21 protein-coding genes are annotated in these 23,589 nt (G+C 71.8%); 13 read left to right on the plus strand and 8 right to left on the minus strand.

The features are described 5' to 3' along the window. The first annotated feature begins 420 nt into the window (after positions 1-420). On the plus strand, positions 421-1,179 hold the full coding sequence (locus OG538_RS03675; protein WP_406090061.1) for an IclR family transcriptional regulator: 759 nt from the start codon (positions 421-423) through the stop codon (positions 1,177-1,179). Between the two features lie 44 nt (positions 1,180-1,223). On the opposite strand, the gene OG538_RS03680 is transcribed toward OG538_RS03675, so the two are convergent. Together OG538_RS03680 and OG538_RS03685 are read right to left on the minus strand one after the other, a co-directional pair. Further along, positions 1,224-1,730 carry a MarR family winged helix-turn-helix transcriptional regulator gene (locus OG538_RS03680; protein ID WP_406090063.1) on the minus strand — a complete coding sequence of 169 codons (507 nt, stop codon included), beginning with the start codon at positions 1,728-1,730 and terminating at the stop codon, positions 1,224-1,226. Beyond that, complete coding sequence (locus OG538_RS03685) at positions 1,727-3,418, minus strand: FUSC family protein (RefSeq protein ID WP_406090065.1); 1,692 nt, start codon at positions 3,416-3,418, stop codon at positions 1,727-1,729. Before OG538_RS03685 ends, OG538_RS03680 begins: the two co-directional genes overlap by 4 nt. Before the next feature lie 136 nt (positions 3,419-3,554). Here OG538_RS03685 and OG538_RS03690 point away from each other — a divergent pair, with 136 nt between their 5' ends. Further along, positions 3,555-4,319, plus strand: coding sequence for a VOC family protein (locus tag OG538_RS03690; RefSeq protein WP_406090067.1), 765 nt, complete (start codon positions 3,555-3,557; stop codon positions 4,317-4,319). A 52-nt stretch (positions 4,320-4,371) separates the two neighbouring features. Beyond that, positions 4,372-5,328: a phosphotransferase family protein gene (locus OG538_RS03695; protein ID WP_406090069.1), complete on the plus strand. Its 957-nt coding sequence runs from the start codon at positions 4,372-4,374 to the stop codon at positions 5,326-5,328. Between the two features lie 230 nt (positions 5,329-5,558). Here OG538_RS03695 and OG538_RS03700 read toward each other — a convergent pair whose 3' ends face one another. Beyond that, complete coding sequence (locus OG538_RS03700) at positions 5,559-6,422, minus strand: phospholipid scramblase-related protein (protein ID WP_406090071.1); 864 nt, start codon at positions 6,420-6,422, stop codon at positions 5,559-5,561. Between the two features lie 112 nt (positions 6,423-6,534). Between OG538_RS03700 and OG538_RS03705 the strand changes: the two genes are divergently transcribed. The 4 genes from OG538_RS03705 (at position 6,535) to OG538_RS03720 (ending at position 9,920) form a co-directional block, all read left to right on the plus strand. After that, the gene (locus OG538_RS03705; RefSeq protein WP_406090073.1) at positions 6,535-6,960 is read left to right on the plus strand and encodes a hypothetical protein; all 426 of its coding nucleotides are present in this window, start codon (positions 6,535-6,537) and stop codon (positions 6,958-6,960) included. Between the two features lie 317 nt (positions 6,961-7,277). Further along, positions 7,278-7,928 (plus strand): DUF3105 domain-containing protein, encoded by a 651-nt coding sequence (locus tag OG538_RS03710; protein ID WP_406090075.1) that lies wholly within the window; start codon positions 7,278-7,280, stop codon positions 7,926-7,928. Beyond that, positions 7,925-8,572, plus strand: a complete 648-nt coding sequence (locus OG538_RS03715) for a DUF305 domain-containing protein (protein WP_406090077.1) — start codon at positions 7,925-7,927, stop codon at positions 8,570-8,572. Before OG538_RS03710 ends, OG538_RS03715 begins: the two co-directional genes overlap by 4 nt. Positions 8,573-8,675: 103 nt before the next feature. Further along, the gene (locus OG538_RS03720; protein WP_406090079.1) at positions 8,676-9,920 is read left to right on the plus strand and encodes an ROK family protein; all 1,245 of its coding nucleotides are present in this window, start codon (positions 8,676-8,678) and stop codon (positions 9,918-9,920) included. 88 nt (positions 9,921-10,008) lie between these two features. Here the strand turns inward: OG538_RS03720 and xylA are convergent, their stop codons facing one another. Beyond that, on the minus strand, positions 10,009-11,178 hold the full coding sequence (xylA, locus tag OG538_RS03725) for a xylose isomerase (protein WP_406090080.1): 1,170 nt from the start codon (positions 11,176-11,178) through the stop codon (positions 10,009-10,011). Between the two features lie 258 nt (positions 11,179-11,436). Between xylA and xylB the strand changes: the two genes are divergently transcribed. The 4 genes from xylB (at position 11,437) to OG538_RS03745 (ending at position 15,878) form a co-directional block, all read left to right on the plus strand. Further along, the gene (gene xylB / locus OG538_RS03730; protein ID WP_406090082.1) at positions 11,437-12,927 is read left to right on the plus strand and encodes a xylulokinase; all 1,491 of its coding nucleotides are present in this window, start codon (positions 11,437-11,439) and stop codon (positions 12,925-12,927) included. Positions 12,928-13,021: 94 nt separating this feature from the next. Beyond that, complete coding sequence (locus OG538_RS03735) at positions 13,022-14,296, plus strand: VWA domain-containing protein (RefSeq protein ID WP_406090084.1); 1,275 nt, start codon at positions 13,022-13,024, stop codon at positions 14,294-14,296. Next, positions 14,296-15,126: a hypothetical protein gene (locus tag OG538_RS03740; protein WP_406090085.1), complete on the plus strand. Its 831-nt coding sequence runs from the start codon at positions 14,296-14,298 to the stop codon at positions 15,124-15,126. Before OG538_RS03735 ends, OG538_RS03740 begins: the two co-directional genes overlap by 1 nt. 128 nt (positions 15,127-15,254) lie before the next feature. Further along, positions 15,255-15,878 carry an SMI1/KNR4 family protein gene (locus OG538_RS03745; protein WP_406090087.1) on the plus strand — a complete coding sequence of 208 codons (624 nt, stop codon included), beginning with the start codon at positions 15,255-15,257 and terminating at the stop codon, positions 15,876-15,878. Between the two features lie 73 nt (positions 15,879-15,951). Here the strand turns inward: OG538_RS03745 and OG538_RS03750 are convergent, their stop codons facing one another. From OG538_RS03750 to OG538_RS03760, 3 genes are all read right to left on the minus strand, one after another. Next, on the minus strand, positions 15,952-16,710 hold the full coding sequence (locus OG538_RS03750) for a GNAT family N-acetyltransferase (protein ID WP_406090089.1): 759 nt from the start codon (positions 16,708-16,710) through the stop codon (positions 15,952-15,954). Between the two features lie 77 nt (positions 16,711-16,787). After that, a complete protein-coding gene (locus OG538_RS03755; RefSeq protein ID WP_406090091.1) occupies positions 16,788-17,951 on the minus strand; it encodes a GDSL-type esterase/lipase family protein in 1,164 nt (387 codons plus the stop codon). An 83-nt stretch (positions 17,952-18,034) separates the two neighbouring features. Further along, on the minus strand, positions 18,035-18,604 hold the full coding sequence (locus OG538_RS03760) for a TetR/AcrR family transcriptional regulator (protein WP_406099975.1): 570 nt from the start codon (positions 18,602-18,604) through the stop codon (positions 18,035-18,037). A 336-nt stretch (positions 18,605-18,940) separates the two neighbouring features. On the opposite strand from OG538_RS03760, the gene OG538_RS03765 reads away from it, so the two are divergent. After that, positions 18,941-20,308 carry a cytochrome P450 gene (locus tag OG538_RS03765; protein WP_406090093.1) on the plus strand — a complete coding sequence of 456 codons (1,368 nt, stop codon included), beginning with the start codon at positions 18,941-18,943 and terminating at the stop codon, positions 20,306-20,308. A 160-nt stretch (positions 20,309-20,468) separates the two neighbouring features. Then, on the plus strand, positions 20,469-21,005 hold the full coding sequence (locus OG538_RS03770) for a DUF4232 domain-containing protein (protein ID WP_406090095.1): 537 nt from the start codon (positions 20,469-20,471) through the stop codon (positions 21,003-21,005). Between the two features lie 238 nt (positions 21,006-21,243). On the opposite strand, the gene yicI is transcribed toward OG538_RS03770, so the two are convergent. Then, complete coding sequence (yicI, locus tag OG538_RS03775) at positions 21,244-23,523, minus strand: alpha-xylosidase (RefSeq protein ID WP_406090097.1); 2,280 nt, start codon at positions 23,521-23,523, stop codon at positions 21,244-21,246. Positions 23,524-23,589: the final 66 nt, after the last annotated feature.

Raw genomic sequence — 23,589 nt, forward strand, 5'->3', positions numbered from 1 at the left:
GAATTCATATCAACTCGACTTCACTGCGCGTGAGCTTAGTCAGATCGAAACAGTGCCTCGGCACATTCACCCAACCCCCTGCGCGAGCGCTCCCGCGGTAATACACTCACGAGCTTTTGCACGCACCGCCAACAGACGTGCGCGGGGAGTGACGGAGATGAGCGGTGGGGAGGAATCGCCCGCGGCCGTCCTGCTGCGCGGGACGAAGACGCGGTTGACCTGCCTTCTTCGCACGGCTCCGCGCGTTCGAGTCGGCCGTTGACGAGGCTGATTGCCGAGGAGCCCCCGCTCCGGAGCGATCCGGCATCTCCCGCAGAGAGGGACAAGGGCACATGTGATCGAAGCGGATCGAAAGGAGCAGATTGATGACCACCGCCAGGGTGCAGGGCAATCCGGGACGCGAAAGGGAACACACATCTCATGGGGCCGGCGCGGGACTACACCATCGAATCGCTCGACACCGGCCTGCGGCTGATGCGGCTGTTCCTCACCCACGACTCGCTGACCGTGACCGAGGCGGCCGAGCTGCTCTCCATCGGCCGCTCCACCGCCCACCGCGTGCTCAGCACCCTGGAAGGGCGCGGCTTCGCGATCCGGGAGGCCCCTGGGCGGGGGTACTCGGCCGGTCCCGAACTGGTGCGGCTGGGCCGCCCGGCCGGATTCGCCGCACCCGTGCGGGAGCAGGTCGGTGCGGTACTGGAGGACGCCGCACGGCGCACCGGTGAGACCGTGGTGAGCGCCGCACTGACCGGCGATCAGGTCATGGTCACCGACGGCCGGGAGTCCTGCCATCCGGTGCGGGTGACGCTGGAGCGGGGCCGTCTTCGTCCCGCGCACGCTACGGCGTGCGGGAAGTTGCTGCTCTCCCTGATGACCGCCGAACAGGTCTGCGCCCTGTATCCGCAGGAGCGGCTGGACGCGCTCACCCCGGACACACTGACCTCCCGGCCGGGCCTCCTCGCCGAGCTGGCCGGGATCCGGGCACGCGGATACGCGCTCAGCCGCGGCGAGTCGGTGCCGGGCATGAACGCGGTCGCCGTACCGCTGGCCGGCACCACCTGGCGCGACCGGCTGGCCCTGGCGGCGTGCGTACCGGCCGGCCGCGGTGACGCCGCCGCGCTGGAGCGTCGCGTCGGCGAACTTCTACGGTCCGCCGCGCTGCTCGGCGCGACCGGGTGACACGGCGCGACCGGGCAGCAGGGGCCCGGGCAGCCCCCGGCGGGTCAGCGGCGCGCGCCGCCGAGGCGGCCCTCCAGCTGGACCAGCAGCTCGCTGAGCTGTGCGCTGAGCCGGTCGCGGGACTCCGCGTCGAGACCGGAGAGCACCGCGCGTTCGTAGGCGAGTTGCTGCGGCAGCAGTCCGTCGACCAGATCCCGCCCCTCACCGGTCAGACCGACATGTGCGACCCGGCGGTCCCGGGCGTCGCTGCGGCGGTCGATCAGGCCGCGCTCCTGGAGGACCCGGAGCCGTTTGGTGACGGCCGCGCCGGAGGAGAACGTCTCCCTGGCCAGTTCGCCCGGGGTGAGCTCCCGGTCGGTACGTCGCACGGCGCCCAGCAGGTCGAACTCGCCGCGGGTCAGTCCGGCGGCCCGCAGCGGTGCGTCCTCGGCCTGCTGGAGCAGGGCGGAGCAGCGGTTGATGCGGCCGATGAGCTCCATCGGCCCGGTGTCGAGTTCCGGGTTCACGGCCTGCCACTGCCGTACCACCGAGGCGACGATGTCGTCGGTCACACCGCTCCGTTCTCCTGGGCCGGGGCGATCATCCCCTGCCGTGTCGCTGTCGCCGCGAGCGTACGGTGTCCGGCCTGCTCGGCCGCGAGCACCGCCTCCTGCGGCAGGGCGCGCTGCCACCATTCGCCGGCCGCGGTGTCGTCGGCCTCCCGCAGTTCGACCAGGGATCCGGTGAGCCTGCGCCGGGCGGCGTCCAGGGCCGCCAGCGTGGGCGCGGGAGCCGCCAGGGTCTGTACGGCGTGGGCGCGGGCCTGCTCGGCCTCGGCGAGGGCCTTCTCGACGCGGCCGGTGGCGCGTCGGTTGGTGACGACCACCGCGGCGAGGAATCCGACGCCGGCGCCGATGACGGTGTCCAGGACCCGGTCGCCGATGAGCTCACCGGCCGGGTGGCTGCCGGCGTACTCCAGGACGAGCAGCGCCATCGGGGTGACAGCGACGGAGCCGAGCCAGTAGTTGCGGGTGATCAGCGCCTCGGCGGCGAAACCGAAGAAGAGGCAGAAGCCGATCAGGGCCAGCGGGTCCATCCGGGCGGCCGGGAGCACGGCGGCGAAGACCAGGACGCCCAGCAGGTTGCCGAGGGTGCGCTGCAGGGTGCGGTTCCAGGAGAGCGTGACGTTGGCCTGGTAGAGCGAGGCGGCGGTCACGATCGCCCAGTAGGGGCGGCCGACGCCGACGGCCGAGCAGATGTACCCGGCCAGGGCGCAGCCGATGAGCGTGCGGGCGGCGACGGGCAGCAACGCGGAGCCCGGTGCGAGGCGGCGCAGAAGGGAGCGGAGGGCTCCGTCTCGGGCGGCCGGGCGCCTGGCGGCGCGTTCGGCGTCGACGCCGAAGAGTTCGGCGTCGGTGCCGGGGGCGGGATCGGGTGTGGGGACGGGGCCCCGGGCCAGGGTCTGCCGGGCCCAGTCGCGGAGCCGGGCGGCGTCGGCGGCGGTGTCGCCCGCGCTTGCGGTGAGTGCGGCTTCGGCGTGGACGACGAGGCGTTCCAGCGCTGTGCGCACAGGAGTGGGGCGTCCGGCGGCGAGGAGGGTCTGCCAGGCCGCGTGCACGGCGGCGACCGTGGCGCGGCGGGTGCGGTGGCCGGGCTCGGCGGTGTAGGCGGCCGCGGCGTTCAGGGCGCGGGCTGTGGCGCGGCGCTCGGGACCCTCCCTGCGGACCAGCGCGGGGGCGACGGTGACGAGCCAGGACACCGCGCCCGCGCCGAGAGTCAGGGCGAGGTGACCCGGCACCTGGCCGATCTGCTGCGGGGCGAACAGGGCGGCGGAGCTGACGAAGGTGAAGATCACCGGCCCCGGGGGTCCGATGCGGGTGGCGTCGCAGAGCAGTTTCTGCCCCGCCGCCAGGAGCGCGCCGACTGCGATCAGAACCGCGGTCGAACCGGTCAGCGAGGCCGCGACCAGGGAGACTGCCAGCCCGGCGAGCATCCCGAGGACGACTCCGACGAGGGTCCTGGCGCGGCGCGCGTACGGCAGGTTGTGGCCGTAGAGCGCACAGAGCGAGCCGGCCATCGTGTACATCACGAGGTCCAGGCGGTCCAGGGAGTAGAGCACCAGGTTGGGGATCGCCGTGGCCACGACCACGCTGGTCGCCGGCTTGAACCACATGTCCGAGGGGCGGGCCAGGCGCAGCGGGGCCGCCAGCGGCATTCTGCGGGCGGAGGGCTGCCTGGACCTGATGCTTGTATTACTCACTCAAATACTTTAGCAGGTATTACACACGTGAACGACTTCGCCTCTCAGCGTGCCCGATGGCCCCCTCCGGCGCCCGGTCATAGCGTTCAGCTGTGCCGCAAGCCCGGCGCGTTCCACCACTCACGGAGGATTTCGAATGAAGCTCACTGCACCGGTGCCCGGCGGTCCCTGCTGGATCGAGCTGAGCACCTCCGACGTCCCGGCCGCGAAGTCGTTCTACGCGGCCCTCTTCGGCTGGCGCTGCGAGACCGACCCCCGCGAGGACGCCGGCGGCTACACCATGGCGCACCTGGGGGACGACCGGGTCGCGGCGCTCAGCCCCGTCTACCAGCCGGGGCAGCACCCGGCCTGGACGGTGTCCTTCGCCGTCGACGACGCGGACGCGGTGGCCCGGAAGGCGACGTCGGCGGGCGGTTCACTGCTGGTCGGCCCGATGGACGTCTTCGAGGAGGGCAGGTTCGCCGTCCTCACGGACCCGTCCGGTGCGGTGTTCTCTCTGTGGCAGGGCCGCGCCTTCGCCGGGGCCGACCTGTTCAACGCACCGGGCACACTGGGCTGGACGGAGCTCGTCACCCATGAGCGCGAACCGGCGCTCGCCTTCTACCCCGCCGTCCTCGGCTGGACGGTCACGGACTCGGACACGTACCCGCAGTGGGGGATCGACGGGGAGGACTTCGGCGGCCTGCTGATGATGGACGAGAACTTCCCGTCCGACGTGCCGCCGCACTGGCTTCCGTACATCGCCGTAGCGGACGTCGACACGACGGCGGCCACCGCGCAGAGCGAGGGCGGTGATCTGCTGATGCCTTCGACGGACATCGCGAGTGGCCGCAGAATCGCCGTGGTACGCGACCCTCAGGGCGCCGCGTTCGGCATCTACCAGGCGCCGGACGAGGCGTAGGCGCCGACCGGATAGCCTGCCCGGACGTCCAGGGGAGGCGACGGTGGGGGCCATGAGCACAGACGACGACCGGCACGAGGACTGGGCGAACACTCGCGCCTGGGTGGACGGCGGGCTGCCCGAGGGGACGCACATCGTCGCCGCCGGCCTGCTGCGCGGTGGCTGGACCTCGCAGATGCGGCGGCTGAGCGTTGGCGGCGGGGCGCCCGGGCAGTTGGTACTGCGCTCCTTCGTCACCCCGTTCTTCGTCCGCCACGCGGAGGGACTGCTCACCCGCGAGGCCGATGTGCTGGCGCTGCTGGGCGGTACGGACGTACCGGCGGCGGTCCTTCACGGGGTGGATGCGAAGGCGGCGCACTGCGATCACCCGTCGCTGCTGATGTCACTGCTGCCCGGAAGCGTGCGCCTGTCCGACGAGGACTCCGACCCCCGGGCGGCGCTGCTGGCCGGCCAACTGGTCCGCATCCACCGGGTCCAGGTCACTGCGGAGAACCGTCCCCGCGCCTATGAGGCCTGGACCGCGCCGGATCGGGTGCGCGTGCCGGCGACCACCACCCGGCCCGGTCTGTGGCGGCGGGCCGTCGACGTCATCCGCCGAGACGCGCCGCAGTACGCTCCCCGCTTCCTCCACCGGGACTTCCATCCGGGCAACGTGCTGTTCGACGGCGAGGGCGACTCGTTGCGCATCACGGGCGTCGTCGACTGGGTGGAGACATCCTGGGGACCGGCGGACCTGGATGTGGCCCACTGCTCGACGGCGCTGGCCCTGCTGCACGGCGCCGCCGCCGGCATGGGGTTCGCCGACGCGTATCTCGCGGCGGGCGGCCTGTTGACGGAGGATCCGGGCGACCACCTCTACTGGCGCCTGCTGGACGCCCTCGCCTTCGCCCCCGACGCAGAGAAGGTCGCGGTGCCCTGGCGCGAACTGGGACGGGACGACCTGACTCCCGGGCTGCTGTCCCGGCGGCTGGAGGAGTACGTGGAGCAGTTGTTCCTTCGTTACGGCTGAGACCGGCCGCCGGCGCACCCTTTCCGCGAGTCAGCCGCTCTGTCCGTCCGTCACGCGTCGGGGACCGTGTCCAGGGCCTCTCGTCCGCATCATGAACGTAAGGCCGTGGGGTGAGAAGCCGCGCGCCGCCAGGGCGCCCCGCGGTACGGCCCGTGTGAGCGCAAGAGACCGCCCCCGTTCCCCACTCGACGGCTGGGGAACGGGGGCGGTATGCGTGCACGGACGCGGGCTCAGCCCAGACCGCGGGCGTCCTGCTTGAGGGCCGTGTCCACGGTCAGCGCCGTCGCGACCACGAGGCTCAGCAGCGGCTCGGGGAGCTGGTAGTGGATCTGCAACACGTAGTTGTCCGCCGTGGTGAACAGCGTCTTCGCGAGCCCTTCCCAGGTCTTGGTGATCCGGGCTATCTCGGCGCCGTTGTGGTCGACGATCGCGAAGTTCCAGGCGCGCCAGTTCTCGGCCTTGATCGCTCCGACCTGCTGACCGTCGACCATGATCGCGAAGTTGATCTTGCCGATGGCGTTCTGCTGGACGATCTCACCGACCGGCTGCCCGTCGGGGCGCTGCACGATGACCTTGGACTTGATGAACTTCGCCGGACGGGTAAGCAGCAGTTGCGGCTGGCCGTACGCATCGCGGATCTCGAGCCGGTGCGTCAGGTACTGGTCGATGCTGGTCAGGAAGCGCAGCACCTTGCGCAGCGCGCTCTGGCCGACCTGGACGACCGAGCCCACGGTGTTGCCGTGCTGGTCGAAGACGCTGTACTCGTTCGTCACCTCGATCAGCTTGGCCTTCTGGTTCACGACCAGGACCTGCTGGTTGAAGAGCGTGCCGCCGCCCGGGACGCCGCCCTGCTGCTGGGGCAGGCCCTGCTGCGGCACGGCGGCGGGCTGCTGGGCGGCCGCCTGCTGCTGATACTGCTGCTGCGGGACCGCCTGCTGCTGAGCCTGGGGCTGGGCGGGCGCCTGGGCCTGCTGTTGTCCGCCGGCCGGGTTGGTGTGCTCGGTCCACTGGGAACCGTCCCAGTAGCGCAGCAGCTGGGGCGCGCCGTGCGGATCCGGATACCAGCCCGCAGATACGTTCGAGTGCGTTGTCACCGGGGCACACTATCCCGGCGCGCCGGGCGCGGAACCCCTTCCCCTCGCATGCACAGCTTCACCGGCACCGGGCCGCACTCATTGAAAGTTCACACACCGGTACGATGCCGGGATGAACTGGCTGAGCGAACGCACGGACCGGCGGCGCAGCGCCCGCGCGTCGGTGGTGCTCGGCTGGGTGTTCGTCCTGATCGCTCTGGTGTCGTGCTGCTGGCCGACGCCGGGGCCCTCCGCCTCCGCGCATCACGGCCCCGCCCCGGCCGCCGCACCGCGGATCACTCTCGCCGTCAAGGTGCCGGCCGTGCGCGTCGTGGTGGCCGATGCCCCGGGCGGTCGCGGGGTGGGGAGCTCGTGCCACGGCGCCTCGGAGCACTCTGCCCCCGTCGTGCTGCCCGGTCAGCCCGCTCCGGCGGCGCTCCCCTCGGCCACCGCCCCCTTTGCGCCCGCCCCGCTCACCGGCGGCGCCGACATCCGCGGCCCGTCGAACGAGGCCGTGTGCGACGTGGACCATCTACGCCTTCAGGTGCAACGGATCTAGGGCCTGTTTCGAAAGGAGCGCCGTCCGCCCGGAGGGCGGGCCCGGCGGCGTCCGGTGCGTGCGATCGCAAGGCGGAGGGGCGCCCCGATACCGGGTGTATCGGGGCTACCCCGACAACGCGGCGAGCGTGCGTGCCAGACGCCGCCGAGCAGGCGGGACTTTCGAAACACGCCCTAGAACCTTTCGTTGGCTCGTGCCGGGCTCACCGGGTCCGGCACGTTCCCGACGAAAGGCCCCAGGGCCACGAGCGCTCTCGGGCTCCCGAGAACACTCCCGCGTGCCCGCAACCCACCCGTGTCACGAACCGAAGGATCACCATGGCCTCCGCCAAGAAGCAGAACACCCCTGCCGCCGCACGCCGCGCCAAGCTGGACGAGGCCCGCCGCCAGGAGCGGGCCCGCGAGCGCCGCAGCCGCATCATCACCATCACGGCGGCCGTCGCCGTCGTGGCCGCCCTGGTCGCCGGCGGCGGCTACCTGATGAACGCCGCCGACGAGCAGGACAAGGCCGAGACGGCCGCCAAGTCCTCACCCGTCGAGGGTGAGAAGAGCTGGGACAAACTCACGCAGAACCACGTCGAGAAGAAGGTCGACTACCCGATGAACCCGCCCGTCGGCGGGGACCACAACCCGGTGTGGATGAACTGCGACGCCGATGTCTACACGAAGGAGATACCGAAGGAGAACGCCGTCCACTCGCTCGAGCACGGCGCCGTCTGGGTCACGTACACGAGCAAGGCGAGCCCGGCCGACGTCAAGAAGCTCGAAGGGAAGGTCAAGGCCACGCCGTACTCCCTGATGAGCCCCCTGGAGGACCAGGGCTCCCCGCTGATGCTCAGCGCCTGGGGCAAGCAGCTGGCCGTGAAGAGCGCCGCCGATGCCCGCGTCGCGCAGTTCTTCACGAAGTACGTCCAGGGCCCGCAGACCCCGGAGCCGGGCGCCGCCTGCTCCGGCGGGATCGCCAAGTGACGCCCGCGGCCCGTGCGTCACGGCCGATGGTGCTGGCCGGTGGGGCAGTGCTGCTGCTCGCGCTCGGCCTCGTCGTGCTGATGCTCGTACGTCCCTCCTCGTCGGCCCCCGCCTCGCCGGCGCCCACCGCGGCTCCCGCCGAGACCTCGGCCGATGTCGGATTCGCGCGCGACATGGCCGTCCACCATCAGCAGGCGGTCGAGATGTCGTTCATCGTCCGGGACCGCACCTCCGACGTGGCGGTGCGCCGGCTCGCGTACGACATCATCAACACCCAGGCCAACCAGCGGGGCATGATGCTGGGCTGGCTGGAGGCGTGGGGGCGCGCCAAGAGCTCACCCGGCCCGCCCATGACGTGGATGGGTCATCCCGTCACCCCGCGCGGTGACGGCGCGTTGATGCCCGGCATGGCCACCGACGCCGAACTCGCCGCGCTGCGGGCGGACAGGGGCGGGAACGCCGAGGTGCGCTTCCTGAAGCTGATGACCGCGCATCACCGGGCCGGGGCCGAGATGGCGCAGGCGGCCGCCACCGCGGCGGGGACCGACGAGATCCGGAACCTGGCCTCCGGCATGGTCCTGGGTCAGCAGTCGGAGATCGCGCTGATGGCGGACATGCTCAAGGAGCGCGGGGCCACTGCCTGAGCGGCGACCGGGTTCCGCCCCTGCCGCACGGGGAGGGACGGGGCCCGGTCCGCCCGCATCGCGACCGTACTGACGTACGGGATCGCATAGGCTCGGGACCGATATGAAGAGCAACCTCACGCCGCTGGGGCCCAAGGCCGACAAGGACACCGTCCGGCGCAGCAACCTCAGCCTCGTGCTGCGGGCCGTCCGTGACGAGGGCGAGGGCGAGGCGACCCGGGCCGGCGTCGCCGCACGGGTGGGGCTGACCCGGGCTGCCGTGTCCTCGCTCGTCGAGCAACTGCTCGACACCGGGTTCCTCACGGAGTCGGGCAAGACGTTCAGCGGTCAGGCGGGCCGCCCCGGCACCGCGCTCAAAACGGCCCGCACGGGGCCGGCCGGGCTCGGCGTCGAGGTCAACATCGACTATGTGTCGGTCTGTGTCGTCGATCTGGCCGGGACCGGCCGGGTCCGCCTCACCGAGCACCTCGACAACCGGGGCGCGCCGCCCGCCGAGGTGCTGGCCCGGGCGGCCAGGATCGCCGCGCGCACCCTGGAGTCGGCGCGCGAACAGGAGCTGTTCCCGGTCGGCGTGGCCCTCGCCCTTCCCGGTCTGGTCTCCGGCGGCTCGGTGCGCCAGGCCCCGAACCTGGGCTGGAACCAGGTTCCCGCCGAGGAACTGTTCGCCGCCTCACTGGCGGCGGAGCGTCCCGGTCACGAGCCGCTGGCGGTGAGCTCGGAGAACGAGGCGAATCTCGCGGCGCTGGCCGAGCTGTGGTTCGGCGGACTGGGCCGGGTCCGCAGTTTCCTCTACCTGACCGGTGAGATCGGCGTCGGTGGGGCGCTGGTCGTCAACGGCGAACTGCTGCGCGGCGCGCACGGCTTCGCCGGTGAGATCGGGCATGTGGTGGTGGACGCGGCAGGTCCGCAGTGCCGCTGCGGCTCGCGCGGCTGTCTGGAGCAGTACGCGGGACAGGCGGCCCTCCTGCGGGCGGCCGGGGTCGAGGAGACCGGCAGCGGTATCGGGGTCGCGGAGCTGGAGCGGCGTACCCGGGCCGGGGACGAGCGGGCGGTTGCGGCGGTCGCCGAGGCCGGCCGGAAGCTCGGGCGGGTGCTGTCGGGGGCGGTGAATCTGCTGGACCCCGACGCGGTGGTGCTCGGCGGGATCTACCGCAACCTGATGCCGTGGCTGGCCCCGTCGGCCGACGAGGAGCTGACGGACCGGGTCGTGTCCGGGCTGTGGTCGCCGGGCAGCGCCCGGCTGCGCGCCTCGTCCGTCGCGGGGGACGCGGCACGGGGTGCGGCGGCCCTGGTGATGACGGATGTGCTGGCCGACCCCGTGGCGTACGCGGGCCGGGCCCGGGTCTGAGCGGACGGCGGAAACACCCAAAGAGGGGGACGGCCGCGCCGAGCGCGTCCGTCCCCCTCGTGTCACCGCTACCGAACGGCCCGCAGGGTCAGCGGACGCCGAGCAGGTGGTCCATCGCCAGCTGGTCCAGCGCCTCGAACGCCATGCCGCGCTCTGCCGCCGCGGTCACGTCGAAGTCCTCGAAGGCCGAGCGGTCGGCCAGCAGGCCCGCGACGCCGTCCTCGGCGGTGCGCTGCGCCAGCTCGTCGAGGCGGGAGGCGGCCAGCGCCTCCTGGACGGCCGGGTCGGCGCGGAAGGCGGCCGCGCGGTCCTTGAGGATCAGGTAGTTGCGCATGCAGCCCGCGGCGGAGGCCCAGACGCCGTCGTAGTCCTCGGTCCGCGGCGGCTTGAAGTCGAAGTGGCGGGGGCCCGCGTAGTCCGAGTTCTCCAGCAGGTCGACGAGCCAGAAGGCCTGGCGCAGGTCGCCGGCGCCGAAGCGGAGGTCCTGGTCGTACTTGATGCCGGACTGGCCGTTGAGGTCGATGTGGAAGAGCTTGCCCGCCCACAGGGCCTGCGCGATGCCGTGCGCGAAGTTCAGCCCGGCCATCTGCTCGTGGCCGACCTCCGGGTTGACGCCCACCATCTCGGGGCGCTCCAGGCGCTCGATGAACGCGAGGGCGTGACCGATGGTGGGCAGCAGGATGTCGCCGCGCGGCTCGTTCGGCTTGGGCTCGATCGCGAACTTGAGGTCGTAGCCCTGCTCGGTGACGTAGTCGCCCAGCAGGTCGAAGGCCTCCTTCATGCGGTCGAGCGCGACGCGGATGTCCTTGGCGGCGCCCGACTCGGAGCCCTCGCGGCCGCCCCAGGCGACGTAGGTGGTGGCACCGAGCTCGACGGCGAGGTCGATGTTGCGCAGCGTCTTGCGCAGCGCGTAGCGGCGGACGTCACGGTCGTTCGCGGTGAACGCGCCGTCCTTGAAAACGGGGTGGGTGAAGAGGTTCGTCGTCGCCATCGGCACGACGAGTCCGGCCGCGTCCAGCGACTGCCGGAACCGCTTCACGATGCCTTCGCGCTCGGAGTCCGTCGAGCCGAACGGGATCAGGTCGTCGTCGTGGAACGTCACGCCGTACGCACCCAGCTCCGCGAGCCGCTGGACGGAGTCGACCGGGTCGATCGCCTCCCGGGTAGCGTCCCCGAACGGGTCGCGGCCCTGCCAGCCCACGGTCCACAGGCCGAAGGTGAACTTGTCCTGGGGGGTGGGCGTGAAGCGTTCCGTCATGGTCCAGCCGCCTTCGGTGCTGTGGGTCCGCAGCCGGTCGAGCGGCCGAACCTCAATTTGTTCACTGTCATGACTAATCATGCACGGACCACCGCCGCGACGTAACCCCCCGTCCCGGTAAATCCGGAGCGGCCCCTGTTCCGCACGGGTTCCGTCGCGTAATTTGTTTACCGTACGATCAAATCCCGTCGACGCGAGAGCCCGCAGTGCGAGGGTCCGCAGCCCGGGAACCCCCTGAGCCAGAGAATGAGGTCAGCCATGCCGCCGCATGAGGTCGTCATCGGTGTGGACAGCTCCACCCAGTCCACGAAGGCCGCCTTCGTCGACACCGCCACCGGCCGGCTGCTCGCCGTCGGCCGTGCCCCGCACGTCGTCACCGGCGAGGGCGGGGCCCGCGAGACGGACCCCGAGGTGTGGTGGCAGGCGCTGCGCGACGCGGTCGCCGCCGGACTGAAGGAGTCGGGTGTCGCCGCCACCGACGTCACCGGGATCGCCGTCGCCGGACAGCAGCACGGACTGGTCGTCCTCGACGGTGCGGGCCGCCCGCTGCGCCCGGCCCTCCTCTGGAACGACACCCGCTCCGCCCCACAGGCCACAGCTCTCACGGCGGCGCTGGGCGGGCCCGACGCCTGGACCGCACGCACCGGCTCGGTGCCGGTGGCCTCGATGACCGCGTCGAAGTGGCAGTGGCTGCGGGAGAACGAACCGGAGACCGCGGCCGCGACTGCCGCGATCCGGCTCCCCCACGACTTCCTGACCGAGCGCCTCTGCGGCCGCGCCGTCACGGACCCGGGCGACGCGTCCGGTACCTGCTGGTACTCCACCGCGACCGGTTCCTACGACCCGGAGCTCCTCGCGCTCCTGTCCATCGACCCGGCACTGCTGCCGGAGGTGGCGTCGAGCGGGGCGGCGCGCGCCGGTTCACTGACGGCCGAGGCCGCCGGGGCACTCGGCCTGCCCGCCGGGATCGCCGTCGCCGCGGGCACCGGTGACAACATGAGCGCGGCCGTCGGTCTCGGGCTGGGCGGCGCAGGGCTCCTCGACCACCCGGTCCTCAGCCTGGGCACCTCGGGCACGGTCTTCACAGCGTCCCGGACCCGGCCGGCCTCCCCCGCGCTCGCCGGGTTCGCCGCGGCGGACGGTACGTACCTGCCGCTGGCCTGCACACTCAACTGCACCCTTGCCGTGGACAAGGTGGCCGCCCTGCTGGGCCTGGACCGCAACGACGCGACGCCGGGCGGCGAAGCCGTACTCCTGCCGTACCTGGACGGCGAGCGCACCCCCGACCTGCCCACCGCCTCCGGCCTCCTCACCGGCCTGCGGCACGACACCACCCCGCAGCAACTCCTGGGCGCCGCCTACGAGGGCGCGGTCGTCACCGTGCTGCGCGCGCTCGACGAGCTGCTGCGGGCCTGCGGGCTCGACCCCGAGGACCCCGAGGTGGCGAACCGGCCGCTCCGGCTGATCGGCGGGGGCGCGCAGGGACGCGTGTGGGTGGAGACCGTGCGCCGCCTCTCCGGCAGGCCGGTGGCCGTGCCCTCCAGCGGGGAACTGGTCGCCCTGGGGGCGGCCGCGCTCGCCGCGGCGGCGGCCACGGGCGCGGACCCGGTCGCGATCGCCACCGGCTGGGACACGGGTGAAGAGGTGCACCTGGAGGCGACCGAAAGGGATCTGACGACCTGGGAGCGGGTCGGTTCGGTACTGGAACGGGCGGCCGGCCCCCTGCTGGGAGCGGACCGGGCGAGCTGACCGGCTGTCATGTCCCGTCGCACGCGGCGCACAAGCGCGTGCGACGGGCAGCAGCCGTTTTGGATAGCGAACTGATGTTCACTACTATCCGGCGATGATCATAAGAAGAAGGCTGACGGTCGGGGTGGGTATTCTGCTCGCCACCCTGACCGCCGGGCTCGGCTCGGCGCTGCCCGCCTCGGCCGATGAAACCCCCACCCAAGCCTCCCCCAAGGTCGAGCTGGTGCTCGACGTCAGTGGCTCCATGCGGACGCGCGACATCGACGGTCAGTCCCGGATGACCGCGGCGAAGCAGGCGTTCAACGAGGTCCTGGACGCGGTTCCCGAGCAGGTACAGCTCGGCATCCGGACCCTCGGCGCCGACTACCCCGGCGACGACCGGAAAGTCGGCTGCAAGGACACCAAACAGCTCTACCCGGTCGGCCCGCTGGACCGCACCGAGGCCAAGACCGCGGTCGCCACGCTGGCACCTACCGGCTGGACCCCGATCGGACCGGCCCTGCTGGGCGCCGCCGACGATCTGGAGGGCGGCGACTCCACCCGCCGGATCGTGCTGATCAGCGACGGCGAGGACACCTGCGGGCCGCTCGACCCGTGCGAGGTCGCCCGTGACATCGCGGCGCGCGGCATCCACCTGGTCATCGACACGCTCGGCCTGGTGCCGAACGCGAAGATCCGCCAGCAGCTCACCTGTATCGCGGAGGCCACCGGCGGCACCTACACCGCCGTTCAGCACGCCGATGAACTCTCCGGCCGGGTCAAGCAGTTGGTGGACCGGGCGGCCGAACCCGTCGTCACCCCGGTCGCGACGAAGGGCGCGGACAGCTGTACGGGCGCCCCGCAGCTCCAGCCCGGCCTCTACACCGACCGTGAGAAGTTCGCCGAGCACCGCTGGTACCGGGTCGACGTGCTGCCCGGCCAGGAACTGCGCGCCTCGGTCAGCGTGTTCGCCGACCGCGCCGTCAACAACGACTACGGCATGCTGCTGCGCGCGGTGACCGTGCACGGCAGGGAGATCGTCAGAGGGTCGGAGGCCGGCACCGGACGCACCGACGCGATCTCGTCCGGGCTGCGCTACCCGAAGCCCGAGGCGGACAACGACGGTGACACCAAGCCGGCCGCGGAGACCGTCTGTCTCCAGGTCTCCAACTCCTTCTCCGCCCCCGCCTCGGTGAAGACCGCTCCCGGCATGCCGGTCGAGCTGACCATCGACGTGGTGGACGCCCCCGACACGGCGGCCGACCCCGCGGCGTTCGGCCTCGGCCGCGGCTGGTGGCTGCTGGGCGTGCTCGTCCTGACCGGACTGATCGCGGGTCTGCTGACCGGCTGGATCTCGCGCTGGCGCTTCGCCGTCTGGAGGACCAACTGATGTTCCGTACGAGACGCGTGCTCGCGGGCGCGCTGCTGACCGGTCTCACCCTGCTGACCGGGGCGGGTGCCGCCGTCGCGGACGACGCTTCCGCGAGCCCGAGCCCGAGCGAGTCCGGTGACGGTTCCGGCCCCACGGAGGCGGGCACCACCTTCCGTACCGCCACGGCGATCGAGCAGGACCAGACCGCCACCGCGGGCGCCTCCACCGGCGACTACCTGTACTGGGTGTTCCCGGCCGACGCCGGAGAGCGCGCCACGGTCCACGCGAAGGTCACCCTTCCCGAGACCGCCACCCGGCACGGCGACTCGACCTGGCAGGTCGATGTGTACGACGGGCTGCGCCGCCGTCAGGCCTGCATGTACGGGCGGCAGACCGGCAAGGCCGCGGCAGACGCCGCCACGGTCGAGCTCACCTGCGTCCTGCGTACCGTCAGGGCCTGGTCCGAACCGTGGGCCAACGACCCGCTGCCCGGCAGCTATTACGTCCGCCTCACGGTCGTGGACCTGCCGTCGGCGGACCTCGGACTGCCGGTGCGGACCGAGGTCGAGGTCACGGCGGCCGACCAGGGCGGTGCCGCGGACGTCGACGGCAGTCTCTCCGAGTCACTGGTTCCCGGCGTGTCCTCGGTCGAGCAGGCAGCCGACGGCGCGTCGGCGGCCCCGGTCGCCCTGACCGGCGAGCCCGAGGACGGCTGGTCCTCCGGCTGGTGGACCGACCGCTGGCTGTGGACGGTGGGCGGCGGGGTGCTCGGCGCGTTCGCGGCCGTCTTCGGCTACTCCCTGACGCGCGGCAGCGGCCGCCCGTCCCGGGTCCCGCGGGGCGTCTGACGACGAGTCGCCGCCGGACGGGCCGGGCGCACCGGCCCGTCCGGCGGCGCGGGGTCGAGGCCACTGCGGCGAAGCGTTCCCCCGTCAGGGCAGAGGCTCGACGGATCGCTCGGTCTAACCTCGTCCGTATGACGAACGACTGGGCAACGGAAGCCCGACGCGTTGCCCGGGGACGGCGTGACGCGCTCGGCTCTCCCCCCTCTCGGCAGGGTGCCTGCCCGGCGGCGCCGCTGTCCGGAGCGGAGATCCGCGAAGCGGAGGCGGAGCTGGGCATCGCGTTCCCTGACCCGTACCGCGAGTACTTGCTCCGGCAGGACGCCGGTGACGCGGTGAAGCTCCTCTACCGATCCGCGGCAGGCTGGGGCTGGCTCGGGGACTCGGACACCAACTACGACCTGCTCACCACGGCCTTCCCGCATCCCGACTCCTACCGTGCCTACGAGGACGAGCTGGTCGCGCGCGAGCCGCTGACGGAGGACTTCCCGGACCACCCTGCCTACCAGGCAGCGTGTGAGCAGTGGAACGCCGAATGCGAGGTGTTCGAGGAGCGCAAGACGTCCGGCGCTGTGTTCATCCAGGAGAACGGCTGTGGCTTCTCGACCCTGCTCGTCGTCACCGGTCCGCGCCACGGCTCACTGTGGTTCGACGGCCGGGCCACCTGCGACCGGATCCTGCCGTTGAACCTGGATGACCGGCCCGTGTCTTTCACGGACTGGCTCGCGCGAAGCTCCATGGACCTGGTCGGCTGGTGAACGCTGCCGGGCCGAGTTCACGCGAGGGCGGTGCCGGCAGCCCGGCAGCGGAACTCCCGAAGCCGCCCGTCGATCAGGAATCTCGTCCAGGCTGATCATGGGGCAGGTCGTGAGCTCCCAGCACGCTCAACTGGGTACCCAACTCCTGGAATCCCAGCGCTCTCGCCACACTGCGCGACGCCGCCGGCCTCGCCCGCCACTGCGGCAGCCGGCCCGAGGCAAGGGCGTGCGCGGTCGCGGCCGATGCGACCTGCCGGGCCAGTCCTCTGCCCCGTGCATGCGACGCGGTCAGTACGCACAAGTGGGCAGTGTCCCTCGGCCAGCGCCGGTAGCCCGCCGCCGCGACCACCGCGGTTCCGTCCCGTACGACGAAGGCCGGCGAGGTGATCTCATCGAGGCCGCACTCCCCCGCATCCTCCTCGCTCACCGAAGCGAGCAGCCGCAGGAGATCTTCATGGCCTGCGGGCAGGCGGTCGGTGTCGTCGGCTCCCGGTCGTGACGGGCGCAGGCCGGCGGCGGGCAGATAGGCGAGAGTGGCGGGTCCGAGCACATCAGCGACCGGCCACACCCGGGCTACGGCATCTGCGTCCGTGACCGAGGAGGCCGGGACACCGGTCAGGGCGCGGCGGACGGCGCGCGCCACTCCGTCCGTGGGCGCGGTGACGACGGCCGCGTCACCCAGCAGCACGATGCCCACCCAGCCCGGCGGGGCCAGGGACGATGCGGGGGCCGTGACCACCGTCGGGCCGCCCGCAGCCGCGAACGAGACGGGCACCCCGGCCATCGACTCCCACAGGAGGCGCGCACGTGTCATGAGGGGGTCGGAGTTCATGGCCGGATCCTCCCATCGGACGAAGGTCAACCCCCGTGATTTTCCGGCACGGAGCTTGAGGGGCGGCCACCGCGCTTTCAGCTGTGCGCGGCAAACGGCCCGTCTCCGGTGAACACCAGCCCGGCGAAGCGCTCGCCCATGCGCAGGTGCGTGGCGGCGTCCGGGTGGAGCTGGTCCGGCAGCGGGAGCTCGGCGGAGTCCGCCTCGCCGTAGAGGGCGCGGCCGTCCAAGTAGTGCAGGTGCGGGTCGTCGGCCGCGCGCTGCTCCACGAGGCGGCTCAGCTCGTCCCGGATGACGTTGAGCGTCAGCTTCCCGGCGGCACGCTCGGCGGGGTCGCCCGCGGCCACGAACTGGAGGCGCCCCTCACCGAGGTTGGTGAAGTCGGGCATGCTGGGACCGGGAGTGTCCTCGTGGATGGGGCACAGGATGGGCGAGAGGACCAGGAGCGGAGTGGTGGGGTGCCCCTCCCTGATGGTGTCGAGGAATCCGTGCACCGCCGGAGCGAAGGCGCGCAGCCGCATCAGGTCGGCGTTGACCAGGTTGATACCGATCTTGACGCTGATCAGGTCGGCGGGGGTGTCGCGCATCGCGCGGGCCGTGAACGGGTCGAGCAGGGCGCTGCCGGCCAGACCCAGGTTGATGAGTTCCACCCCGCCGAGCGAGGCGGCCCGTGCGGGCCAGGTGGACGTCGGGCCTGTCGCGTCGGAGCCGTGGCTGATCGAACTGCCGTGGTGCAGCCACACCTTGCGACCACTGTCCGGTGCGGGTTCGACGGGGGCGTCGGTGCGCAACTCGACGAGTTCGGTGGTCTCGTTGTACGGCAGCCAGATCTCGATGTCCTTGACACCCTCGGCGAGCCCGGAGAACCGGACGGTACCGGCCGGGCCCCGCCGGGTCTCCTCGGATCCGGTCGTCATGTCCACCACGCGGACGTTCCCGCCGGTGGCGCTCACCTGTCCGGCGGGCCGCCCGTCGACGAGCAGGTCGTACATCCCGTCCGGCCGGGGCGGCGCGCCCACGTAGGCCGTTCTGGTGCGGAGTGCCTCCACCTCGATGGTGGTGGCGCGGGTACGGAACACCAGTCGGACACCGGAGGGCTGGGCCTCTGCCATGGCCAACTGGCCGTCGGCGCACTGGGCGCGGGCCCAGGCGGGAAGTCGGTGCGGGCGCAGCCCGTGTGCGGTGCGTTCGACGTCGAGCGCACCGCGAAGAAGGGTGGCGGTGATGGGGGTGGTCTGCATGTCTCTCTGCCTGTTGCTCGGAACGTCCGAAGAATTGGGTCCCCGTGGGCCTGCGGTCGCCGGAGGCCCACGGGGGGTCGCGGTCAGGGCGCGGGCCAGTTCCGCAGCAGGGCGTCGAGGGCGTCCACGATCCGCGACCAGGATTCCTGCGAGTCGGGGGCGCTGTGGCTGAAGCCGCCCTGCATCTCCAGGCTGACGTAGCCGTGGAAGACGCTGCCCAACAGCCGGACGGCATGCGTCTGATCCGGTTCGGTCAGGTCGTAGCCGCGCAGGATCGCCCGGGTCATCTGCGCGTGCCGGCCACCGGCACTGGCGGCGGCCGCCTCCGGGTCGAGCCTGTACTGGGCTGCGGCGTAACGGCCCGGATGCTCGCGGGCGTAGTCGCGGTAGACGTCCGCGAAGGCGCTCAGGGCGTCCTTGCCGGCCCGGCCCGCCAGGGCCGCCGCCCCGCGGTCGGCGAGCTCCTCCAGCGCGAGCAGGGCGATTCCGGTCTTGAGGTCGTGGGAGTTCCTCAGATGCGAGTACAGGCTCGCGACCTTGACGTCGAACCGCCGGGCGAGCGCCGAAACGGTCAGCTGGTCGAAACCGACCTCGTCGGCCAGCTCCGCCCCGGCCTGGATCAGGCGTTCCGTGGTCAGCCCCACCCGCACCATACTCATCTCCCTCATAGACATCATCCATTATGCAGATGCCTAATACCTTTAGGCAAATGAGGGATCGAGTCGAGGCGCCGCAGAGCCTCAGGGCGCCCGGCACGTCGCATGGAGGGCGAAGTCACGCACTGGCCGAACGTCCTCGTACCCACGCCGGGCGAGTCCGGTCGCCCCGGGAGATTCACATCCGGTCACTGTCCGGACGCGAACCTGAAGCGGGGCGGCACGGCCACCTCGTGTCCCGGCACCCGACACGGCTACCCTCGACAACTCACCCACTCCACAAGGCCGGTGGCGGGTTACCGACCGGCCGGATCCTCAGAGCGGAGACCTTTCATGTCCACGGAGACCGGCCCGGCCGTCGATGCCGCACCGCGCGGCCACCGGATCGTCCCGGGCCCGAGGGGGCTGCCCTTCCTCGGGAACATGCGGCAGTTCGCGAAGAACCCCCTGGCGTTCTTCGAGCGGCTTCGCGCCCACGGGGATCTGGTCCAGTGGCGATTCGGCCCCCACCCCTGCGTGTTCGTCGCCGATCCGGAGTGCATAGGTGAACTGCTCACCGAGACGGAACGGACCTTCGACCAACCGGCGCTCGGCGTCGCCTTCCGCACCGTGATGGGCAACGGCGTCGTGGTGGCGCGCGGCACCGAGTGGCGGCGCAAGCGGTCCCTCGTGCAGCCGTCCGTACGCCCCAAGCAGGTCAGGTCGTACGCCGCGACGATGGCGGGCAGCACGGTGGAGCTCGCCGACACCTGGTCGGGCGGCGAACGCATCGACGTCAAGCGGGAGATGGCGGCGCTGACGCAGCGGATCGCCGTCCGCACGATCTTCGGCGTCGACACACCCGCCGACGCCGAGGCGATGGGCCGGGCCATGGATGTGGCCCAGGCCGAGATCGGCAAGGAGTTCGCGGGCATCGGCGCGCTCCTGCCGGACTGGGTGCCGACCCCCGGCCGGGCCAGGATCAAGAAGGCCGCCGCGGTCATCGACGCCGAGGTGGGCCGCGTCGTCGCCCGGCACCGTGACGGCGGGGACGAACGCCCCGACCTGCTCAGCCGGCTGCTCACCGCCGTCGACGAGACGGGCGCCACGCTCGACGACCAGGAGATCCGCGACGAGACGGTCACGCTGTACATCGGCGGCCACGAGACGACGAGTTCGACGCTGGTGTGGGCCTGGTACCTCCTCTCCCGCAATCCCGGAGCGCGGGCCGCACTGGCCGAGGAGCTGGACCGGGTGCTCGGTGACCGCGAGCCGGGCTTCGACGACTACGCGCAGCTCACGTACACGCAGGCGGTGGTCAAGGAGACCTTGCGGCTGTACCCGACGATCTGGCTGGTCACCGGGGTCGCGAAGGAGGGTGCGCGGATCGGCGGCCTGCCGGTTCCGGAGGGCACCAGGGTGTGGAGCAGCCAGTGGGCCACACAACGGGACGAGAGGTGGTTCCCCGAGCCGGAGGAGTTCCGCCCGCAGCGGTGGGACGCGGAGTCGGGCGACGAGATCGCGGAGTACGCCTGGTTCCCGTTCGGCGGCGGGCCACGGGTCTGTCTGGGCACCCGGTTCGCGATGGTCGAGGCGGTACTGATCCTGGCGGTGCTCGCACGGCGCTTCGAGCTGGACGTCGATCCGGGCACGGTCAACCCGGTGCCGACGCTGACGTTGCAGCCGGACCGCGAGGTGATGGCCACGGTCCGGGCGCGATAGAGGCGGACGCCGGGGCGCATCCGGGCGACAGATACTGAACCGATATGTCCGATCTATCGCCACGAACCGGGCATTACGTTCAGAATGTCCGTGTCGGCCGAACCGGCCGCCGGGCCCTCCGGCCACGACCGCAGGCTGTCGATCCAAGGGGAGAAGCATCATGCGTCCGAGCTCCACTCTCACCGCCGTGCTCACCGCGGCGGCCGCCCTGGCCCTGACGGCCACCGGAACCTCGGCCACGGCCGGCGCTGCCGCCCACGGGGCGTCGGGCCGCCCGGCCCAATGCCGGGAGAAGGCCCTCAGGATTGCCGCCTCCCCCGGCGGGCGCCACAACGTGGCGCGGATCGTCGTCACCAACCGGGGCGCCCGCACCTGCGTCGTGGACCGCATCCCGACGATCACGTTCCGGGGGCTCGACGGCTCGGCCCAGCCCGTCCCGCCCGCCACGAGCGGTTCCTACGTGCTCTCGCCGGGCGAGCGGGGGTACGCGGCCGTACGCACGGCGGCGCACGGCACCCACCAGGGGCATGTCGTCCGCAGCCTGTCCGTGGCGGCGGACCCCGCGCACTACGGGGTCACCTTCGGTGCGGCCACGGTGGGCATGGGCCGAGGGATCCGGGTGTGGGAGCCGGTGACCACCCTGTGGCACACCTCGCGGGGCGGGGCCGACCGGGCCCTGGCCGCGGCGACGCGCTGAGCCACCGGGAGGAGCAAGGGGGGCGGGAAGCCACGGGCGTCACCGCCGTTGACTTCCCGCCCCGCCGTCCCAGACCCTCTCGCCCGGATCCCGCCGGGCTCGCGGGGTCCGGTGCGCACACGCGTGGCGTAGTCGTAGGTCAACCGTGCCCGGGAGCGGCTCCCGCCTCGGCCTTGCAGCCTCGCGCACCGGACCCCGCTCCCTCATCCGGCCTCAACCGGACGAGGCTTCCCAGCCCTCAGACGCCCCGCAATGTCACCGTGCCCGTTCCGTCCGCCGTGGCTCCCGTCGTCTCCGCGATCACGCGGTACGGACGGTCCGTGCCCTCGGCGGTGACGGTGAGGGTGCCCCCCTCCCGCACCACGCGGAACGTGGCGGCGGTCGTGCCCGTCAGGTCCGGCACCGCGACGGCCGTGGCATCGCCGGTGGACGACCCGCCGAAGGCCCGCAGCGTGAGTCCGTCCAGCCAGTCGCTGTCGGGGCGCTGGTCGTCCGCGCCCCAGGGGAGCACCGCGCCCGGCCGCACCAGGATCGGCAGACTGTCGAAGCCGTGGGTCTCGTGGCGCCAGACCGGCCCGGTGACGGTCTCACCGGTCAGCAGGACGGTCCAGGTGCCCTCGGGGACGTAGTACTCGACCTGCCCGTCCTCCGTGAACACGGGTGCGACGAGCAGGTCCGGTCCGAGCATGTACTGGCGGTCCAGCATCCGGGTCGTCGGGTCGCCGGGGAACTCCAGCAGCATGGGACGCATCATCGGCAGGCCCGTGCGGTGGGCGGTGGCCGCGGCACCGTACAGGTACGGCATCAACCGGTGCTTGAGCAGGGTGAACGTGCGGGCGACGTCGACCGCCTCCTCACCGAAAGCCCACGGCACCCGGTACGACACGTTGCCGTGCAGCCGGCTGTGCGAGGACATCAGGCCGAACGCGAGCCAGCGCTTGAAGACCGCCGGGTCGGGCGTGCCCTCGAAGCCGCCGATGTCGTGGCTCCAGAAGCCGAACCCGGACAGCGAGAGGGAGAGTCCGCCGCGCAGCGACTCGGCCATCGCCGTGAAGGAGGCGAAGCAGTCGCCTCCCCAGTGCACGGGGAACTGCTGCCCACCGGCGGTGGCGGAGCGGGCGAAGAGCACCGCCTCGCCGTGCCCCCGCTCCTTCTCCAGGAGTTCGAAGACCGTGCGGTTGTAGATCTGCGCGTAGTAGTTGTGCATGCGCTCGGGGTCGGAGCCGTCGTGCCAAACGACGTCGGTGGGGATGCGCTCGCCGAAGTCCGTCTTGAAGCAGTCGACCCCCTGGTCGAGCAGGACGCGCAGTTTGCTGTTGTACCACTCGCGCGCGGCGGGGTTGGTGAAGTCGACCAGAGCCATGCCCGGTTGCCACAGGTCCCACTGCCAGATGTCACCGTCGGGCCGGCGGACCAGGTAGCCGAGTTCGGCGCCCTCCGCGAACAGGGCGGATTTCTGGGCGATGTACGGGTTGATCCACATGCTGATCCGCAGCCCGCGTTCCTTGAGCCGGGTCAGCATGCCCTCCGGGTCGGGGAAGACCTCCGGGTCCCACAGGAAGTCCGACCACTGGTACTCGCGCATCCAGAAGCAGTCGAAGTGGAAGACGGAGAGCGGGATGTCGCGCTCGGCCATGCCGTCGACGAACGAGGTGACGGTCTCCTCGTCGTACGACGTGCAGAACGACGTGGTGAGCCAGAGGCCGAAGGACCACGCCGGCGGCAGCGCGGGACGGCCGGTGAGCGCGGTGTAGCGGGCCAGGACCTCCTTGGGCGTGGGCCCGGCGACGACGTAGTACTCCAGCGACTGGTCCTCGACACTGAACTGCACCTGGCCGACGGACTCCGAGCCGACCTCGAAGGAGACCTTGCCCGGGTGGTTGACGAAGACGCCGTAGCCGCGCGACGAGAGGTAGAACGGGATGTTCTTGTAGGCCAGTTCACTGCTCGTGCCGCCGTCCGCCTGCCAGATGTCGACGGTCTGGCCGTTCTTGACGTACGGGGTGAAGCGCTCACCGAGGCCGTAGACGTTCTCACCCACGTCCAGGGCGAGTTGGGCGAGCATGTGGTGCGAGCCGTCCGGGGTGGTGGCGAAGGCGGTGCCCTTGGCATCGACACCCGTGAGACGCCGGCCGTCGGCGTCGAGGAAGGTCAGGCCCCAGGGGCCGTCGCCGTCCATGCGCAGGGTCAGCGGCCCGCTGGTCAGTTCGGTGACCGCCCCGTCGCGCCGGGTGCGCGACCCGGCAGCTGCCGGGTCGAGGCCGGGGAAGGCGAAGTCGGGCCCGCGATTCACCTTCCCGGCGTGGTGGGTGGTGCGCACTCCGATGATTCCCTCGGCCGGAGAGAAGCAGTCGACCGTGATGAGCGGAGTGTTGAGGGTGTCGCCACGTGCGGCGACGTGCTTGACCGCAGCGTAGGCGGTGAACTGGTCGGCTCCTACCCGCAGATCGCGGATCTCGGTCGCGTAGGAGGCGCGTACGCCCTCACGCATGAGCCAGAAGCCGTCGGTGAACTTCATGCGGACTCCTTGCCGGGGGCAACTGGTTGAGGAGGGGCGGGGACAGGGAGGCGCGGAGCGTTGCTG

Source organism: Streptomyces sp. NBC_01013 (assembly GCF_045162765.1).
Lineage (GTDB): Bacteria > Actinomycetota > Actinomycetes > Streptomycetales > Streptomycetaceae > Streptomyces.

Bases quoted from the DNA above. Each gene is read 5' to 3' on its own strand.
- OG538_RS03675 (WP_406090061.1), top strand. From the start codon at position 421: ATGGGGCCGGCGCGGGACTACACCATCGAATCGCTCGACACCGGCCTG.
- OG538_RS03690 (WP_406090067.1), top strand. From the start codon at position 3,555: ATGAAGCTCACTGCACCGGTGCCCGGCGGTCCCTGCTGGATCGAGCTG.
- OG538_RS03695 (WP_406090069.1), top strand. From the start codon at position 4,372: ATGAGCACAGACGACGACCGGCACGAGGACTGGGCGAACACTCGCGCC.
- OG538_RS03705 (WP_406090073.1), top strand. From the start codon at position 6,535: ATGAACTGGCTGAGCGAACGCACGGACCGGCGGCGCAGCGCCCGCGCG.
- OG538_RS03710 (WP_406090075.1), top strand. From the start codon at position 7,278: ATGGCCTCCGCCAAGAAGCAGAACACCCCTGCCGCCGCACGCCGCGCC.
- OG538_RS03720 (WP_406090079.1), top strand. From the start codon at position 8,676: ATGAAGAGCAACCTCACGCCGCTGGGGCCCAAGGCCGACAAGGACACC.
- xylA (WP_406090080.1), bottom strand. From the start codon at position 11,178: ATGACGGAACGCTTCACGCCCACCCCCCAGGACAAGTTCACCTTCGGC.
- xylB (WP_406090082.1), top strand. From the start codon at position 11,437: ATGCCGCCGCATGAGGTCGTCATCGGTGTGGACAGCTCCACCCAGTCC.
- OG538_RS03735 (WP_406090084.1), top strand. From the start codon at position 13,022: ATGATCATAAGAAGAAGGCTGACGGTCGGGGTGGGTATTCTGCTCGCC.
- OG538_RS03740 (WP_406090085.1), top strand. From the start codon at position 14,296: ATGTTCCGTACGAGACGCGTGCTCGCGGGCGCGCTGCTGACCGGTCTC.
- OG538_RS03745 (WP_406090087.1), top strand. From the start codon at position 15,255: ATGACGAACGACTGGGCAACGGAAGCCCGACGCGTTGCCCGGGGACGG.
- OG538_RS03750 (WP_406090089.1), bottom strand. From the start codon at position 16,710: ATGAACTCCGACCCCCTCATGACACGTGCGCGCCTCCTGTGGGAGTCG.
- OG538_RS03755 (WP_406090091.1), bottom strand. From the start codon at position 17,951: ATGCAGACCACCCCCATCACCGCCACCCTTCTTCGCGGTGCGCTCGAC.
- OG538_RS03760 (WP_406099975.1), bottom strand. From the start codon at position 18,604: ATGGTGCGGGTGGGGCTGACCACGGAACGCCTGATCCAGGCCGGGGCG.
- OG538_RS03765 (WP_406090093.1), top strand. From the start codon at position 18,941: ATGTCCACGGAGACCGGCCCGGCCGTCGATGCCGCACCGCGCGGCCAC.
- OG538_RS03770 (WP_406090095.1), top strand. From the start codon at position 20,469: ATGCGTCCGAGCTCCACTCTCACCGCCGTGCTCACCGCGGCGGCCGCC.
- yicI (WP_406090097.1), bottom strand. From the start codon at position 23,523: ATGAAGTTCACCGACGGCTTCTGGCTCATGCGTGAGGGCGTACGCGCC.